Raw genomic sequence first — 13,359 nt, 5'->3', positions numbered from 1 at the left:
AATTTTATTTTTTCATTGGGCGTGCCACCATACGGTACAGCTTGTCGACGACTGCAACACGATACGCAGGGTCGCCCATTGTTTCGAACAGGAGTGAGTTTATGGATCATGTCACCATCTACGGTCGTGCATCCTGCGGTTTTTGTATGCGCGCCCGGCAACTTTGCGAGATCAGGGATATTCCCTACCGCTACGTGGACATGATCGAGGAAGGCATCAGCAAGGCGGATCTGGAAAAAACCATTGGTAAGCCCGTACATACGGTGCCCCAGATCTTTGTGGGCGAAGAACACGTTGGCGGGTTCGACCATTTCTCGCAGTACGTGCAGCGATTTGAAGCTGCCGGTGGATAAACGGTTCTGCAAAAAAAAGGCGCCAGCCGATGATTCGGTGGCGCCTTTTTTGTAGGTCAGCGGCTTAGAACTGGAAGTCGGCCTTCAGTTTTTTCTCGACCAGCTGATTCTTAAGCTTCGCGACCCTCGGAAGACCATCATCGAACGGCGGGAAGCTCTCGCCGTGAATCAGTGGCTCCAGGTAGTCGCGGCAATCTTGCGTGATGCCGTAGCCGTCATCCGTGATGTAATGGATCGGCATTTTCTTCTCCTGGTTGGCGACCTCGCTCAACGGCGCCTCACCAATGTGCCAGCGATAGGGGCGTGACTGTTCGCGCACAATCGTTGGCATCAGCGCCTGTTTACCAGCCAGCGCCATTTCCACGGCCACCTTGCCTACGGAGTAGGCCTGCTCCACGTCCGTAGCGGACGCAATGTGGCGGGCGCTGCGCTGTAGGTAATCGGCTACGGCCCAATGGTACTTGTGGCCCAGGGCCTGGCGCACCATATTGGCCAGCGCTGGCGCGACGCCGCCGAGCTGGGTATGACCGAAGGCATCCTTGGCGCCAGCGTCGGCCAGGAAGCGGCCGTCTTCATACTGGGCGCCTTCCGAGGCGACGACCACGCAGTAGCCGTACTCCTTGACGCAGAAATCCACACGTTCAAGGAAGCGCTCACGTTCGAAGGGCACTTCCGGGAACAGGATAACGTGAGGCGGCTCGCCTTCGCCTTTCCCGGCAAGGCCACCAGACGCCGCGATCCAGCCAGCGTGGCGCCCCATCACTTCCAGGATGAACACCTTGGTGGAGGTGTCGCACATGGAGCGAATGTCCAGGCTGGCTTCCAGGGTAGAGGTGGCGATGTACTTGGCCACCGAGCCGAAACCGGGGCAGCAGTCGGTGAAGGGCAGGTCGTTATCCACCGTTTTGGGTACGCCGATGCAGGTAATCGGGTAGCCCATTTTTTCAGCAAGTTGGGACACCTTGTACGCGGTATCCTGGGAATCGCCGCCACCGTTGTAGAAGAAATAGCCGATGTCGTGAGCGCGGAATACCTCGATCAGGCGCTCGTACTCGCGTTTATTCTCGGAAAAGTTCTTCAGTTTATGGCGGCATGACCCGAACGCACCGCCCGGAGTGTGGATCAGCGCCTGGATATCCTCATCGCTTTCGAGGCTGGTATCAATCAGTTCCTCTTTGAGCGCGCCGATGATTCCGTTACGCCCGGCGTACAACTTACCGATCTGATCGGGGTGCTTGCGGGCGGTCTGGATAACCCCGCAGGCACTGGCGTTAATGACGGCGGTCACGCCGCCTGATTGGGCATAGAATGCGTTTCTGGTGGCCATTTCCGGCTGGTGCCTCCTGCAGTTTCATCAAGTGCGGCAGATGATACGCCAATCGCTTTTTTTTTTCATGACATCAAACGTCATAAGGAACGCTTGACGACCCGCATTCTATACGGGACGCTTTGCAGGTTTCATTTAAGAGGTCGATAACCGAATGCACATCCATATCCTGGGAATCTGTGGCACCTTCATGGGCAGTCTGGCCGTACTGGCGAGGGAGCTCGGGCACACCGTGACGGGCTCCGATCAGGGGGTTTACCCGCCCATGAGTACCCAGTTGGAGGCCCAGGGAATCGGGTTAATGGAAGGTTACGATCCTGACAACCTCAAGCCTCAGCCGGACCTGGTTCTGGTTGGTAACGCCATGTCCCGGGGCAACCCGGAGGTGGAAGCGGTTCTTAACCAGAATATTGATTACATGTCCGGCCCGGAATGGCTGGCGCGAGAGGTTCTGCGTCACCGCTGGGTGCTGGCGGTTGCCGGGACCCACGGCAAAACCACCACAACCGCCATGTTGTTGTGGATCCTGGAGCAGGCCGGGTTGGAACCGGGCTATCTGATAGGTGGGGTCCCCAATGATTTCCCGGTTTCGGCACGGTTGGGGAGTAGCGACTTTTTCGTTATTGAGGCCGATGAATACGACAGCGCCTTCTTCGATAAGCGCTCCAAGTTTGTCCACTATCGTCCCCATACCCTGATCCTCAACAATCTCGAGTTTGATCACGCGGATATTTTTGACAACGTTGAAGCCATCGAGCGTCAGTTCCATCATCTGGTCAGAACGGTGCCGTCCCGTGGGTTGATTGTGCGCCCGGCCCTGGATGCCCATCTTGATCGGGCGTTGGAACTTGGCTGCTGGAGCAGCGTGCAGGCTACCTCTGTGGGCAGCGAAGTGCCCTATATGGCCGACTGGCGGGCGGAGCTGTTGGCTGAGGATGGCAGTCGATTCATGGTGGTGCACCACGAACAGCCGGTGGCTTCAGTCAGTTGGTCTCAAACCGGCCTGCACAACGTGCGCAACGCCCTCGCGGCCATCGCAGCAGCCCGCCATGTGGGTGTTACCCCGGACCATGCCGTGGCGGCGCTGTGCCGCTTTTCGGGCGTCAAACGCAGGATGGAGCTGCTTGCGGATGTTGGTGGTGTCTGTGTCTACGACGACTTTGCCCATCATCCGACGGCCATCGCTACCACGCTGGAGGGCCTACGCCACAAGGTGGGCGATGAGACCATCCTTGCGCTGATCGAGCCACGCTCCAACACCATGCAGCAAGGTTTTCACCAGGAGAGCCTGCTGCCCAGTGCTGCAGCGGCGAATCAGGTATTCTGGGCCAATCTCAATGGCATGGACTGGTTGCCAGCATTAGTTGAGGGCCGTAGTCCCGAGTCGGCAACACCGGATCGCCATCGTGTCGGGGCCAGCGTTGAGGAACTGATCGGCCAGGTTCTGGATCAGGTATCCGGTCCCTGCCATATTGTCATTATGAGTAACGGCGGTTTTGGCGGTATTCACCAGAAGCTGATTGCCGAACTGGAACGCGAATCCGGCTGACGGGGCATCCTGCCTCCGCTATCCAATCAGGAAACTTCAGTTATGACGGCAGCGTCCGAAAAACAGCGGGTGATCAATCTGGCCTTTACCGGTGCCTCTGGCGCCCAGTACGGCTTGCGTTTGTTGCAGTGCCTGGTGGCGGCGAACTGCCGGGTGCATGTGATGGTCAGCAAGGCGGCACAGGTAGTGATCGCCACGGAAACCGATCTGAAATTACCGGGCAACACCGCCGCCATGCAGGAAGCGCTTGCCAGCTATGCCAGCGCCCGTCCGGGGCAGGTGCTGGTGTTCGGCCGTGAAGACTGGTTCGCCCCGCCGGCTTCTGGTTCGGGTGAAAAAGCCCCGTTGGTGATTTGTCCCTGCAGTACCGGCACCCTGTCTGCCCTGGCCACCGGCGCCAGTAACAACCTGATCGAGCGCGCCGGAGATGTCGCCCTTAAAGAGCGGCGGCAATTGATCCTGGTGCCCCGGGAAGCGCCCTTTTCGGAAGTGCACCTGGAAAACATGCTGCGCCTGACCCGCATGGGGGCGGTCATCATGCCGGCCAGTCCGGGGTTCTATCATAGGCCGAATTCCGTGAGTGACCTGGTGGATTTCATCGTTGCCCGACTTCTGGATCACCTGGGCCTGCCCCAGGATCTGATGCCGCGCTGGGGCGAGGAGAGGGCGAAGGCGAAACAGCCCGACTGAACCGATGGGCGATGGTTTTGGTCAGCCCGATTGATGCTTTTCATCATTGAGCGAAAACGCCGCGCCCCCGAGACTTGGTGAACGACAACCACAACACAGTCATTCACCGAGGTACACCATGATTCCACGCACAGTCTTTGACGCCGACCTTGACGGCTTCCGGGATTCCGTCCGCAAGTTTCTGCAACAGGAAGCGGCGCCCTACCATGAACAGTGGGAGAAAGATGGCCAGGTCAGCCGGGAGCTCTGGAAGAAGGCCGGCGAACTTGGTTTCCTCTGCCCGACCATGCCGGAAGAATACGGCGGCGTAGGCGCGGACTTCCGCTACAGCGCTGTCATCATGGAGGAGGTGTCCAGGGCGGGCCTGTCCGGCATCGGCTGGACATTGCATTCCGACATCGTTGCCCCCTATATCCTCAATTACGGCTCCGAAGAACAGAAACAGTATTACCTGCCGAAACTGGCAACCGGCGAAATGATCGGTGCCATCGCCATGACCGAGCCGGGCGCAGGTTCCGACTTGCAGGGGGTGAAAACCACGGCGGTGAAAAACGCTTCTGGCGACCATTACGTACTCAATGGCTCCAAGACCTTTATTACCAACGGCCAGCTGGCGGACCTGGTGATCGTGGTGGCCAAAACCGATCCGAAAGAAGGCGCCAAGGGCACCAGCCTGTTGTTGGTGGAAACCGCCTGGGAAGGGTTCGAGAAAGGGCAGAACCTGAATAAGGTGGGGATGAAAGCGCAGGACACCTCCGAGCTGTTCTTCCAGGACGTTCAGGTGCCTGCGGATAAGCTTTTGGGATCAATGGAAGGCCAGGGCTTCTTCCAACTGATGGCGGAGTTGCCGGCGGAGCGCCTGCAGGTGGGCCTGACCGCCGTCGCTGCTGCGGAAGCCGCGTGGGAGTGGACGCTGGATTACGTGAAGGAGCGCAAGGCGTTCGGCAAACCGGTGATAGCGTTCCAGAATACCCGCTTCAAAATGGCGGAGATGAAGGCGGAAATCACCGCTGCCCGCGTCTTCTGTGACCGTTGTCTGGAACTGCACCTGGAAAAGAAGCTGGATATTCCAACGGCAGCCATGCTGAAACAGCATACCACCGACCTGCAGTGCAAAGTCATGGACGAGTGCGTGCAGCTTCACGGCGGCTACGGCTACATGTGGGAGTATCCCATCGCCCGCGCCTGGGCGGACTCGCGGGTACAGCGTATCTACGCCGGCACCAATGAGATCATGAAAGAGATTGTTGCGCGCTCGTTCTAGTAGGCGCTTGTGCCCGTTAGCGCGCCGCCGGGACAGCTCCCGCGGCGCGTTTTCGTTACCTAAGTTTACAAATTGCCAAACCTATCAAGGTTCCCCCCGGCAACATCCCCTACAGTAGCGGCACAACCTCTAACAAGGACAATGGTTGCCGCGATGAAACGTCTGCTCTCCTTTACAGTTGCCCTGTTCACGCTGGCCCTTGCCGGTTGCGGCGAGGAATCCGACAAGTCACCGGTCGATGGCCGTGACTTTGACGCCGAGGATTACAGCGAGCCCGAGCCCTATACAGGCCGGGTGATTGACGGCTACCTGCGCAATGCCAGGGTGTGGCTGGACATGGACGGTGACAGCCAATACACGCCGGGCCCGATGACCTTTGAAAACAGCGCCGGCACGGAAATAACCCTGCGGGACGGAGAGCCTACCGCGTTAACGGGAGAAGGTGGCGTGTTCTCGCTGGATACTGCGGAACTGGTGCAGGACCCGTCCATATCCCCGGATATCGATCCCAGGGACTTTCCGCTGTTTGCCGTGGTGCTGCCTGGCCAGACCATGGAGCAGACCCGCATCGGGGAAGTGGTGCTGGAAGACGCCTACCTGCTTAGTGCGCCACCTGGCGTGCGCAATGTCACGCCATTGAGCCACCTGGTGCGGCAGCGCCGCCTGATTGGGTTGCAGGATCTTTCGGTCATCAGTACCGATCTGTCTGATGCTCTCGGCAACGTGAACCTGGTCAGTAACTATATCCGGTCCGGTGATCACCGTGCTCACGCATACGCCCGCGCCTTCGCACGCTTCATGGCCAGCCAGTTCCCGCCGGAGTACGCCAATCTCCTGCGCAATGGTGACGGACGTGAACGCTACCTGAGTGAAGAGGCGGTTTATCTTCTCGGTGTATCCTTTGCCCGCAATGCCCTGGAGGTGGTTCAGGTGGTTGATGCCGCTGCCTCCCAAGGCAATTACGAGAACATCAACATTGATGAACTGGAATTGCCGGAAGTGCCGGTTGAGCTGGACGATCCGGTTATCCTTGAGCGCCAGACAGCTCTCGCCAGGGGGGAGGGGAGCGAGTTGCCGGCCACAATGTCCAACCTCAGCGTGTCCGCTGAACTGGAGTTCGACTACTCGGAAGATGGCCGGTTAACGGCCGTGACGGCAAACGGGTGCATGATGCCGTCAATGAGAGAGATGGCCCGCTTGATCAATGCCCGTGGCAGAATCGCCGATACCGATGTGCAGTGGATGCCTTCGATATCATTGTCCCAGGAGAGTGCCAGCTACCATGAGGTTGAAGGGGCCGATGAGCGGCTGACATTCAACTGGCAGGACCGTACCGCGACGTTCGAAACCACCACCACCTGCCATCCTGGACTGGCGTCGTCCTCGGCATTGGGTGGCCCGCCGGCGATCCGTTACGAGTGGACCATGGCGGATGCCCGGGTCGAGTCCCTGACAGCAACTTCCGATAGCAAGACGGAAATTTTGCGCCCCGACTATCAGTTCGCCAACGATGCCTTTTTCGGTTTCACGCGTTCCGTCGATGGCCTGAACGAGGAGATTGTGGCGCTCACGAGTAGCGTCCAATCCTGCGAAGGGGATATTGATCCGGAGGACGTTGATGCGGCGCAGGTGGTGTCTGCTCAGCAGCCTTTCACGGTCACCGGCAGTATCACGCTACCGGACGAGTTCACCTCGCCGGCGCTGGAGTTCGATACTCGCAATGACCGTTTCCGGCCGCTACGGTTTGGCTTCTTGGATGAAGAAATGAGCTCCACGCCAGGGGTCAGCAATACAGAAGGATTTGACTGGGCGTTCTACTACCCGTTCGACAATTCCAGCGAGTTCGTGGCGGACCAGCCCAACCTGATCAACATCGCCTACCTGAATCGCCATGGCGGCAGCCGGGCCTGCGGGCGGGAGTTCGAAAGAGCGCCCTCTGCGGCCTATGCCCGGGTGAGCTATACCTATCAACGACTTTCGGAATACTTGTCGGGATTGGTGGAGTAGGGCCTGTTGCGCGCGAGGTGGCTATTCGCGAACGTGTGCAGAGTCATGCGTTTGCGAGCGCAGGTTTGTTGCGACATGTGCTTATAAAGGTGTCGAATTCGTAACACTTCCTGAGGGAGGAAGTGGTGCCGAGGAGAGGACTTGAACCTCCACGGGGTTGCCCCCACTAGCACCTGAAGCTAGCGTGTCTACCAATTTCACCACCTCGGCAGGTGATTTGCAGTCTCTCCGGTGGGCATTCAAACGTTTTACTTCGTTGAATTTCCGGGCTTTCTGCCGCAGCTTCGGGCATTGCCGTCAACCGATGGCGCGTACTTTAATCATTCGGAAAAAGCCTGTCAAATATTTTTTGTCCTGCCAGCGCCGGTTTTTATGCCTATTTTAGGCGGTCGGTTAGGCAGGTGGGTGCTGGCGGCGTTATACTCCTTTGCAAACGTAATATAACGATTGATTTCCAACAGGGAAGTCAGACTAAGGATACGAATGGTTTCCAGAAAGAAGACGGACAAAGACCCACATGCGCAGCGTGAGGCCAGCAAATACGACAACCCGATTCAAAGCCGGGAATTCATTCTCGACCATCTGAAGGAACGGGGAGCGCCGGCCACTCACGAAACTCTGTGTGGCGAGTTGGGGCAGCAGTCCGAGGAGGGCATCGAAGCCCTGCGTCGCCGGCTGATTGCCATGTGCCGGGACGGACAGTTGATCTGTAATCGTCGGGGAGCCTACCTGCCCATTGAAGAGGCGGATCTGGTCACCGGCCGTGTCACTGGCCATAAGGATGGATTTGGTTTTCTGATCCCGGATGACGGCGGATCGGATCTTTTCCTGACAGCTCGCCAGATGCGCCAAGTCTTCCACGGTGACCGCGTTGCCGCCCGGGTGGATCGGGTGGATGATCGTGGTCGTCGCGAAGGGGTGATAGTAGAAGTGCTGGAGTATCGCACCCATCAAACCGTTGGTCGTCTGTTTCAGGAAAGCGGCATCTCCTTTGTGGTTCCGGAGAACGCCCGTATCAACCACGAAGTATTGATTCCCGCAGAGCAAATTAATGACGCGCGGCACGGCCAATACGTTGTGGTCGACATTATACGTCAGCCTACCGTACGTACCCAGCCGACGGGAAAGGTGGTGGAAGTGCTTGGCGAGCACATGGCGCCGGGTATGGAAATCGATGTGGCCATCCGTTCCTACGATATCCCTCACAGTTGGCCGCCGGCCTTAGGCGAGCAGATTGCCGGCATTGCCGATGAGGTGACCGAAAAGGACAAGCAGAATCGGGTGGATATCCGCAATCTGCGCCTGGTGACCATTGATGACGAAACCGCCCGGGACTTTGACGACGCGATCTATTGTGAGCCGCGCCCGCGCGGTGGCTACCGTCTGCTGGTGGCGATTGCGGACGTATCTCATTATGTGCGTCCTGGCTCTCCGCTGGATGAAGAAGCGATTAACCGTGGCAACTCAGTGTATTTTCCGGATCACGTGGTGCCCATGTTGCCGGAAAAGCTGTCCAATGGCCTGTGCTCCCTGAACCCGGGTGTGGATCGGCTCTGCATGGTGGCGGACATGACCATCAGTGCCAACGGCAGCGTCAGTGGCTACACCTTCTATCAGGCGGTGATGCACAGCCACGCGCGACTGACCTATAACAAGGTCAGTGACATGCTTGAACGGCCGGATTCCGAGCCGGGATACCGGTTGTCAGAACAGTACGCTCACGTGCTGCCGCACCTGCACAATCTCTACAACCTCTACAAATTGCTGCGCAGAGCCCGGACAGAGCGCGGTGCCATCGATTTTGAGACCACGGAAACCCGGGTCATATTCGACGCCAATCGCAAAATCGAGGAAATCGTTCCGGTTAAGCGCAACGACGCCCACAAGATCGTCGAGGAATGTATGCTCGCCGCCAACGTGGCGACGGCGCGATTCCTCAAAAAGCACAAGGTGCCTTCACTGTACCGGGTGCACGATGGCCCATCCGAGGAGCGCCTCAATGCGGTGCGGCTTTTCCTGGGCGAGCTGGGGTTGCAGCTGGGGGGTGGAGACAAGCCAACCTCCGCTGATTATCAGGCGCTGTTGTCCAGCATTGCAGACCGTTCCGACGCCAATGTCATCCAGACGGTGATGCTGCGCTCTTTGAGCCAGGCCGTTTATAGCCCGGATGAGGGTGGCCATTTCGGCCTGGGGTTTACCAGTTATGCCCACTTCACCTCGCCGATCCGCCGTTATCCGGACCTGATCGTGCATCGCGGTATCAAGTCCGTGATTCACGGCGAAGACGACAGCAAAGACGTGTCGGTGCCGCCCAAGCGTGACCCGGAACTGGCGGATTACCCTTATGACCTGCCCAGAATGCATCAACTGGGTGAGCACTGCTCGATGACCGAGCGCCGCGCCGACGACGCAACGCGGGACGTCATGGCCTGGCTCAAATGCGAATACCTCAAGGATCACGTGGGCGAGGAGTACGATGGCGTGATTGCAGCCGTTGTGCCTTTCGGGTTCTTTGTGGAGCTTTCCGGAGTTTACATTGAGGGCCTGGTGCACGTGTCTACCCTCAGTGGTGACTACTTCCATCATGATGCTGCCAAACACCGCCTGATCGGCGAGCGTACCGCTATGAGCTTCCGGTTGGGCGACGAGGTCCGCGTGAAGGTAATGCGTGTGGGCATGGAAGACCGCAAGGTGGACCTGGAGCTGGTGAGCGAGCCACAGCATCGCCAGGCAGACCGGGATGCGCTGGAAGTCACCAAGCGAGAGCCGCGGGATAAGGGCAAGGGCAAAGGTAAGGGGCGAGGTAAGGGTGGCAAAACCACCGCTGGCCGTGCCCCAGGAGCTGGCCGGGAGAAGGCTGGTGATGCGGCCGCCAAACCCCGCCGCAGGAAAGCGACTGGCTCAAAACCCTCTGGCAAATCAGGGGCACCCGACGCGGTCACGCCAACGTTCGATGATGATGGCGAGATGTCGGCCCGTGACAAGCTGGTGGCGGAAGCGGCCAAGCTTGCACTGGGTAAGGGCAAGAGCAAGAAGGCGCCGGCTAAAACCACCGGTGCTGACAAGAAACGAAAGCCCCGCAAGTCAGGAAAATAGGCCGTGTCTGAAGAGTACATTTTTGGCTGGCATGCGGTTGAAGCGGTTCTCAAGCGCGAGCCAGAACGTATACAGCAAGTGTGGATTCAGACGGGGCGCGAGGACCGCCGGGTCAAAACCGTCACCGATGCCTTCAATGAGCTTGGGGTGCGCTGGAAGGTTGTGCATCGCAAAGAACTGGATCAGCGCGTAGCCGGCGTGCATCAGGGCATTGTGGCCGCGGTTTCTGAAAGCCGTGAATGGAGTGAAGATGATCTCCTGGCCATGTTGTCAGGGTCTGACAAGCCGCCGTTTCTGTTGATCCTGGATGGTGTGACCGATCCCCACAACCTGGGCGCCTGCCTGCGAACCGCTGATGCCGTGGGTGTCCAGGCTGTGGTGGTGCCCAAGGATAAATCCGCATCGTTGTCGCCGACCGTCAGGAAGGTGGCCTGTGGTGCGGCTGAAACCGTGCCTCTGGTACGTGTCACCAATCTTGCGCGGTTTATGCGCACGATCAGGGATGAGGGTGTCTGGCTCATTGGCACCGCCGGCGAAGCGAGCAGTACCCTGTATCAGGCGGACTTTACCGGCCCGGTCGCTCTGGTAATGGGTGCCGAGGGCAAAGGTATGCGTCGCCTGACGCGGGAACACTGTGATCTGTTGATCAATATCCCCATGCTTGGCCACGTGGACAGTCTCAATGTGTCGGTGGCCACCGGCGCCTGCCTTTACGAAGCCTTGCGTCAACGGCTTGCATAGTATCAGCCACGCGCCTAGAATACGTGACCCCCTTTTCAGGGGGCGGTGTTGTATTGCCTGAAATCCTGGTGATCAGTATCGGCTTTTTGAACAGGCTTTATACGTAATGTCTTGTTGGTAAAAGCAAAAAGAAGCCGGCAGCTTTGCCTGCCACCTCCTTGCTTCCTGCATTTGCCCTGTTTGTTGAAACCGGCGCCTGTGCTGGAGGCTGTTCAAACCGTAGGGAGAACTCATGCGTCACTACGAAATCGTATTTATGGTACACCCGGATCAGAGCGAGCAGGTGCCCGCGATGATCGAGCGCTATACCGGCGTCATCAATGAAGATGGCGGCAAGGTACATCGCCTGGAAGATTGGGGCCGTCGTCACCTGGCTTATCCGATCAACAAGATCCACAAGGCTCACTACGTTCTGATGAACATTGAATGTTCACAGGCAGCGATGGACGAGCTGACTCACAACTTCCGTTTCAACGATGCCATCATCCGCGACATGATCCTGCGCCGCGATGGTGCCGACATCGAACTGTCCCCGATGAAAGCTTCCGAGTCCCGTGAAGACCGTCGTGGCGGCGATGATCGTCCGCGTCGTTCAGCCGAATCTGACGAGCCACGTCAGCAGGCTGAAACCCAGGACGAAGAAGAGTAAAACCATCACCGGAGTTGAGGAGTTAAGTTATGGCTCGTTTTTTCAGACGTCGTAAGTTCTGCCGCTTCACGGCAGAAGGTGTTAAAGAGATCGATTACAAGGATCTGGACACCCTGAAAGGTTACATCACTGAAACCGGCAAGATCGTGCCCAGCCGTATTACCGGCACCAAGGCACGCTATCAGCGTCAGCTGGCTACCGCTATCAAGCGTGCCCGCTACCTGGCACTGCTGCCGTATTCGGACAGCCACGATAACTAAGTAACAGAATAAACAGGACCCGGGACCATGCGTGCACTGGCACAGTTTGTAATGCGCGGTCCTCTGCAGGCAGGCGGGGTGGCAGCAGTTACGACTGCAATACCCTTGTTGTTCTGGATAGGTGCGGCGGTTATTGGCCTGGTCATTCTCAGACTGGGTATCAGCCAGGGGCTTAGTATTGGTCTCTGGGCATTGCTTCCGGCACTCGGCTGGAGCTGGTTCGGGCAGGACCCGACGGCACTGGTGGTGTTGCTTCAGGCAATGTTAATGGCGTCCATCCTGAGAATAACCCTGTCCTGGGAGAAAGCGCTGCTCGCAGGCAGTTTCCTGGGGATTGTGACAGGCTTGATGTTGCCCTTGGTGTACCCGGATCTATTGAACGATCTGGTGCAGGCCGGGGTGAGATTTTACGAAGAGTACAACGCCGAAATCGCCAGTAGTCTTGGCAGTGAGCTGGAAACAGTCATTCGGCAAACCATGAATGCGAGCATGGCGGGCACCTACCTGGTAATCGGGGTGTGCATGACCATGCTGGCAAGATCCTGGCAGGCCGGGTTGTACAACCCCGGCGGATTCCGGACCGAGTTTCACTCGCTCCGGCTGTCACCGGCAATCGCGGTTATTTGTGTGATTACCATGGTGGCAGGGCCCGTTCTCGGGTTGAATTCCATGTTGCTGGGCTGGGTTGGAGGTTTGCCGCTGTTTGTGGCGGGTCTGGCCCTGGTTCATGGCGTTGTCGGTCGTAAGAATCTGAGTGGTCAGTGGTTGGTGCTGTTCTACCTGGCGCTGGTACTGCTTGGTCCAAGCCTGATGATTCTGTTGGTAGTTCTGGCTTTTGTGGATAGCTGGCTGGATATCCGGAGGCGAATGAAGCCCTCCGGCCCGGCTGAATAAAGCACGAAGAGGTTAACGAGATGGATGTTATTCTGCTCGAAAAAGTAGCAAACCTTGGTTCACTGGGTGACAAGGTCAAGGTAAAGGCCGGTTACGGTCGTAATTTTCTGCTGCCTTATGGCAAGGCTGTTGCGGCAACCGCTGACAACCTGAAAGCGTTCGAAGAGCGCCGTGCAGAGCTGGAAAAAGCGGCAGCTGAGAAGCTGTCTGCAGCTCAGGCTCGTGGCGAAGCTCTGGAAGGCGCCTCAGTCACCATTACCTCCAAGGCTGGTGAAGAAGGCAAGCTGTTCGGCTCCATCGGTGTGCGTGACATCGCAGATGCGATTACCGCCGCTGGTACCGACGTTGAGAAAAGTGAAGTTCGTCTGCCCGAAGGCCCGCTGCGTGTGGTTGGCGAGTACGAGATCGAGCTTCAGCTGCACTCTGACGTAACCGTTCACATTAACCTGGCCGTTGTGGCCGAGTAAATTGACGGTTTAGTCTGAACATCGGGTTACTACCCGGTGGCAGCCATACAGGCCCGGAATCC

General features: G+C 58.0%; 12 protein-coding genes and 1 tRNA gene. 11 read left to right on the top strand and 2 right to left on the bottom strand.

Annotation, left to right across the window (positions count from 1 at the left end):
• Positions 1-101: 101 nt before the first annotated feature.
• Positions 102-353 carry a GrxA family glutaredoxin gene (locus R1T46_RS20125; RefSeq protein WP_036203869.1) on the top strand — a complete coding sequence of 84 codons (252 nt, stop codon included), beginning with the start codon at positions 102-104 and terminating at the stop codon, positions 351-353.
• Between the two features lie 64 nt (positions 354-417).
• Here R1T46_RS20125 and R1T46_RS20120 read toward each other — a convergent pair whose 3' ends face one another.
• Positions 418-1,680: a 6-phosphofructokinase gene (locus R1T46_RS20120; protein WP_036203882.1), complete on the bottom strand. Its 1,263-nt coding sequence runs from the start codon at positions 1,678-1,680 to the stop codon at positions 418-420.
• 154 nt (positions 1,681-1,834) lie between these two features.
• On the opposite strand from R1T46_RS20120, the gene mpl reads away from it, so the two are divergent.
• From mpl to R1T46_RS20100, 4 genes are all read left to right on the top strand, one after another.
• Positions 1,835-3,229 (top strand): UDP-N-acetylmuramate:L-alanyl-gamma-D-glutamyl-meso-diaminopimelate ligase, encoded by a 1,395-nt coding sequence (gene mpl, locus R1T46_RS20115; RefSeq protein ID WP_075194946.1) that lies wholly within the window; start codon positions 1,835-1,837, stop codon positions 3,227-3,229.
• 42 nt (positions 3,230-3,271) lie between these two features.
• Positions 3,272-3,919: a flavin prenyltransferase UbiX gene (locus R1T46_RS20110; protein ID WP_036203886.1), complete on the top strand. Its 648-nt coding sequence runs from the start codon at positions 3,272-3,274 to the stop codon at positions 3,917-3,919.
• Positions 3,920-4,037: 118 nt separating this feature from the next.
• Complete coding sequence (locus R1T46_RS20105; RefSeq protein WP_036203889.1) at positions 4,038-5,183, top strand: acyl-CoA dehydrogenase family protein; 1,146 nt, start codon at positions 4,038-4,040, stop codon at positions 5,181-5,183.
• Positions 5,184-5,336: 153 nt separating this feature from the next.
• Positions 5,337-7,190, top strand: coding sequence for a hypothetical protein (locus tag R1T46_RS20100; protein ID WP_317306772.1), 1,854 nt, complete (start codon positions 5,337-5,339; stop codon positions 7,188-7,190).
• Between the two features lie 123 nt (positions 7,191-7,313).
• Here R1T46_RS20100 and R1T46_RS20095 read toward each other — a convergent pair.
• A tRNA-Leu gene (locus R1T46_RS20095) sits at positions 7,314-7,400 on the bottom strand.
• Positions 7,401-7,673: 273 nt separating this feature from the next.
• Here R1T46_RS20095 and rnr point away from each other — a divergent pair.
• The 6 genes from rnr (at position 7,674) to rplI (ending at position 13,297) form a co-directional block, all read left to right on the top strand.
• Positions 7,674-10,286 (top strand): ribonuclease R, encoded by a 2,613-nt coding sequence (rnr, locus tag R1T46_RS20090; RefSeq protein WP_317306771.1) that lies wholly within the window; start codon positions 7,674-7,676, stop codon positions 10,284-10,286.
• Positions 10,287-10,289: 3 nt separating this feature from the next.
• Complete coding sequence (gene rlmB, locus R1T46_RS20085; protein WP_041333445.1) at positions 10,290-11,027, top strand: 23S rRNA (guanosine(2251)-2'-O)-methyltransferase RlmB; 738 nt, start codon at positions 10,290-10,292, stop codon at positions 11,025-11,027.
• A gap of 232 nt (positions 11,028-11,259) precedes the next feature.
• A complete protein-coding gene (gene rpsF, locus R1T46_RS20080) occupies positions 11,260-11,676 on the top strand; it encodes a 30S ribosomal protein S6 (RefSeq protein WP_036203898.1) in 417 nt (138 codons plus the stop codon).
• A gap of 29 nt (positions 11,677-11,705) precedes the next feature.
• Positions 11,706-11,936 carry a 30S ribosomal protein S18 gene (gene rpsR / locus R1T46_RS20075; protein ID WP_007154918.1) on the top strand — a complete coding sequence of 77 codons (231 nt, stop codon included), beginning with the start codon at positions 11,706-11,708 and terminating at the stop codon, positions 11,934-11,936.
• Positions 11,937-11,963: 27 nt separating this feature from the next.
• Positions 11,964-12,830 carry a hypothetical protein gene (locus R1T46_RS20070; RefSeq protein WP_036203901.1) on the top strand — a complete coding sequence of 289 codons (867 nt, stop codon included), beginning with the start codon at positions 11,964-11,966 and terminating at the stop codon, positions 12,828-12,830.
• A 20-nt stretch (positions 12,831-12,850) separates the two neighbouring features.
• Positions 12,851-13,297, top strand: a complete 447-nt coding sequence (rplI, locus tag R1T46_RS20065) for a 50S ribosomal protein L9 (RefSeq protein WP_041333449.1) — start codon at positions 12,851-12,853, stop codon at positions 13,295-13,297.
• Positions 13,298-13,359: the final 62 nt, after the last annotated feature.

This window comes from Marinobacter salarius, from assembly GCF_032922745.1.
In the GTDB taxonomy this organism is placed as follows: Bacteria; Pseudomonadota; Gammaproteobacteria; order Pseudomonadales; family Oleiphilaceae; genus Marinobacter.
This window is presented reverse-complemented; position numbering and strand designations above follow the sequence as displayed.

What these genes read in the sequence shown, in the direction of transcription:
- R1T46_RS20125 (WP_036203869.1), top strand. Translation starts at nt 102, where the DNA reads ATGGATCATGTCACCATCTACGGTCGTGCATCCTGCGGTTTTTGTATG.
- R1T46_RS20120 (WP_036203882.1), bottom strand. Translation starts at nt 1,680, where the DNA reads ATGGCCACCAGAAACGCATTCTATGCCCAATCAGGCGGCGTGACCGCC.
- mpl (WP_075194946.1), top strand. Translation starts at nt 1,835, where the DNA reads ATGCACATCCATATCCTGGGAATCTGTGGCACCTTCATGGGCAGTCTG.
- R1T46_RS20110 (WP_036203886.1), top strand. Translation starts at nt 3,272, where the DNA reads ATGACGGCAGCGTCCGAAAAACAGCGGGTGATCAATCTGGCCTTTACC.
- R1T46_RS20105 (WP_036203889.1), top strand. Translation starts at nt 4,038, where the DNA reads ATGATTCCACGCACAGTCTTTGACGCCGACCTTGACGGCTTCCGGGAT.
- R1T46_RS20100 (WP_317306772.1), top strand. Translation starts at nt 5,337, where the DNA reads ATGAAACGTCTGCTCTCCTTTACAGTTGCCCTGTTCACGCTGGCCCTT.
- rnr (WP_317306771.1), top strand. Translation starts at nt 7,674, where the DNA reads ATGGTTTCCAGAAAGAAGACGGACAAAGACCCACATGCGCAGCGTGAG.
- rpsF (WP_036203898.1), top strand. Translation starts at nt 11,260, where the DNA reads ATGCGTCACTACGAAATCGTATTTATGGTACACCCGGATCAGAGCGAG.
- rpsR (WP_007154918.1), top strand. Translation starts at nt 11,706, where the DNA reads ATGGCTCGTTTTTTCAGACGTCGTAAGTTCTGCCGCTTCACGGCAGAA.
- R1T46_RS20070 (WP_036203901.1), top strand. Translation starts at nt 11,964, where the DNA reads ATGCGTGCACTGGCACAGTTTGTAATGCGCGGTCCTCTGCAGGCAGGC.
- rplI (WP_041333449.1), top strand. Translation starts at nt 12,851, where the DNA reads ATGGATGTTATTCTGCTCGAAAAAGTAGCAAACCTTGGTTCACTGGGT.